This window comes from Spiroplasma endosymbiont of Lariophagus distinguendus, from assembly GCF_023846195.1.
Lineage (GTDB): Bacteria > Bacillota_I > Bacilli_A > Mycoplasmatales > VBWQ01 > Spiroplasma_E.
This window is the reverse complement of the sequence record NZ_JALMUW010000093.1, coordinates 1-2,680: the sequence shown is the minus strand read 5'-3', so window position 1 is coordinate 2,680 and position 2,680 is coordinate 1. Positions and strand designations below refer to the sequence as shown.

The following is a 2,680-nucleotide window of genomic DNA, read 5'->3' as shown; positions in this document are numbered from 1 at the left end:
ATTACTAAATTTTGTATTGCTTTTAATAAAAAATACTTTATAATATTTAAGACTGTTTATGCAGTTTCAACCGCTCTACTTTAGGTTAACAAGTGATTTATTCCACCTATAAGGCGAGTCTAAACTGGAGGTAATAAGAAAAATGTTTGTAGTTATTCAAACAGGAGGAAAACAAATTAATGTTTCCTATGGTCAAGAAATTTTTGTTGAAAAACTTGTTGGCAAAGCTAAAGATAAGATTATTTTTGACAAAATATTGATGATTGATCAACAATTTGGTAAACCTTTCCTAAAAGGTGCTGAAGTTCATGGTGAGATTATTAAACAAGATAAATCAAAAAAGATTCGAGTGTTTAAATATAAACCTAAGAAAAATTCAAAAACAATGTATGGACACCGTCAGCCATATACAAAGGTATTAATTACTGATATTTTACTTGCTGGTAAAAGTCTTGTTGATAAGAAGGCAGAACAATCAAAACCAGTAATTAAAGATGAAGTAAAAAAAGAAGTAATTTCTAAAGTAGTAACTCCTATTATTAAAGAGCCAAAATCAGTAGTTAGTAAAGTAAAAAAAGAACTTACAAAAGAAAAAGTTGTTAAAACTAAATCAGTTGTTAAGGATAATATTACAGAACCAGATAACACTAAAACTGTTGTTAGTGAAGGTAATTTAAAAACTATTTTTGATCATAAAAATATGACTGTTAAAGTTGTTAAAGAAGATGATGAAAATAATAAAAAATAATTTAAGGTAATATCAAATTATGGTTAAAGTTACTTATAATTACCAAAATAGTAACATTGTAGAAGTTATAATTACTGGTCATGCTAATTTTTCAAAAATTGAAAATGATATTGTTTGTGCAGGGATTTCAGCCATTGTTATTGGTACATTAAATGCACTTCATGAACTTGATAATGATCAAGTTCAAGTAATTAATAATACTGCTGGATTAGTTAAACTTAAAGTTGCTAGTTTCACTAATAATAGTCAAATCATTTTAAAAACAATGCTTTGACAATTAAAAACTATTAAAGAACAATATCCAAAATATATTAACATAAAGGAGGTGTAATTATGTTTTATAAATTAAATTTACAATTATTTGCTTCAAAAAAAGGAGTAGGTTCAACTCGTAATGGTCGTGATTCACATTCTAAACGTTTAGGTGCTAAAATTGGTGATGGACAAAGTTTAAAAGAGGGAACAATTATTTATCGTCAACGTGGAACTAAAATTCACCCTGGTGAAAATGTAGGGCGTGGTGGTGATGATACCTTATTTGCTTTAAAATCAGGAATTGTTAAGTATACTATTTTTAAAAAAAATAAAACACGAGTTTCAGTTATACTTGATAAAAAGTAAAAATAAATTTTTAATAATAAAAACCTATTTTCAATGCTATCATATTTTGAAGATAGGTTTTGTTTGTTTATTTTATGTTTAATGATATGATAGGAGAAAATAATGAAACATATTACTTTAATAATTACTGGTAGTATTGCAGCAAACAAAGCCTTAATTTTATTAAAACAATTAAAAAAAGAATTTTTAGTTGATATTATTTGTACTAAAAGTTCTTTACATTTTCTAGAAGATAAAACATTTTCTTATTATTTTGAAATGTTTGAACAAGAATCGTATGTTAAAGGAGATTTAATTACTCACACTAATTTAGCAATTAAAACAAATTTAATTGTTGTTTATCCTGCTACTATGAGTTTTATTAGTAAAGCAAATTTAGCAATTGCTGATAGTTTAGCATTATCAGTATTTTTAGCTTCCAAAGCAGAAAAGATATTATTTCCAGCAATGAATCATAATATGTATCACAATCAAAGTTTTCAAAAAAATTTATTAGAATTATCTAATTTTGAAAATATTACTATTATTCCTCCAGATTCAGGAATGTTAGCCTGTAAGATGATTGGTGATGGACGGGTTAAAAGTCCAAATAATGCATTAACAATAATTAAAGATTTTTTTAAAAAAAGTATTGATTTATCTAATAAAAAAATTTTAATTAATATTGGTCGTACTAGAACTTATATTGATCCAATTCGTTATATTACTAATAATTCTTCAGGAAAAATGGGTAAAGCATTAGTAGATGCTTTTCTTAAAACTAAGGCTAAAGTAGTATTAGTTGCAGGTGATTGTGATTTTGAAATTAAATCACAAAAAAACCTAACTATTATTGAAGCAAATACTAATGAAAAAATGTTCTTAGCAATGAAAGAAAACTTTGATAATGCTGATATTGTAATATGTGCTGCTGCTTTAAATGATTATAAAGTAAGTAAATATATTCCTAATAAAATAATTAAAAATAAAAATGAAAATTTATCTTTATCACTGATTGCTAATATTGATGTATTGGCATTTTTAGGTAAGCAGAAAACACAACAAGTTTTAATTGGTTTTGCTGCTCAAGAATTTAATGATAAAAATCTTGGTATCGAAAAAATGAAAATTAAAAATTGTGATGGTATTTGTATTAATAATATTAGTGTTATGGGTAAAAATGAAACAGAAATTAATTTTTATTTTAAAAATAATAATTATAATTTGATTGGTTCAAAAGTGGAAGTTGCTAAACAGATAGTTGATATTATAAGTAAGAATATTTTAAATTATTAATAAATAAAAATAGAATTTATTGCTTTAATATTGGTA

The 2,680-nt window shown here is 24.5% G+C and carries 3 protein-coding genes, 1 pseudogene and 1 other annotated feature; all 4 genes and pseudogenes read left to right on the top strand.

Annotated elements, in window-relative coordinates; all coding sequences use genetic code 4:
* The first annotated feature begins 58 nt into the window (after nt 1-58).
* Nucleotides 59-131 (top strand) — a sequence feature (ribosomal protein L21 leader region).
* Nucleotides 132-142: 11 nt separating this feature from the next.
* Nucleotides 143-433 (top strand): annotated as a pseudogene (gene rplU, locus M0D11_RS05660) (50S ribosomal protein L21); the annotation flags it as partial.
* 334 nt (nt 434-767) lie between these two features.
* The gene (locus M0D11_RS05655) at nt 768-1,079 is read left to right on the top strand and encodes a ribosomal-processing cysteine protease Prp (protein WP_252320895.1); all 312 of its coding nucleotides are present in this window, start codon (nt 768-770) and stop codon (nt 1,077-1,079) included.
* A 2-nt stretch (nt 1,080-1,081) separates the two neighbouring features.
* A complete protein-coding gene (gene rpmA / locus M0D11_RS05650) occupies nt 1,082-1,369 on the top strand; it encodes a 50S ribosomal protein L27 (RefSeq protein WP_174481212.1) in 288 nt (95 codons plus the stop codon).
* Nucleotides 1,370-1,471: 102 nt separating this feature from the next.
* Nucleotides 1,472-2,644, top strand: coding sequence for a bifunctional phosphopantothenoylcysteine decarboxylase/phosphopantothenate--cysteine ligase CoaBC (gene coaBC, locus M0D11_RS05645; protein WP_252320893.1), 1,173 nt, complete (start codon nt 1,472-1,474; stop codon nt 2,642-2,644).
* Nucleotides 2,645-2,680: the final 36 nt, after the last annotated feature.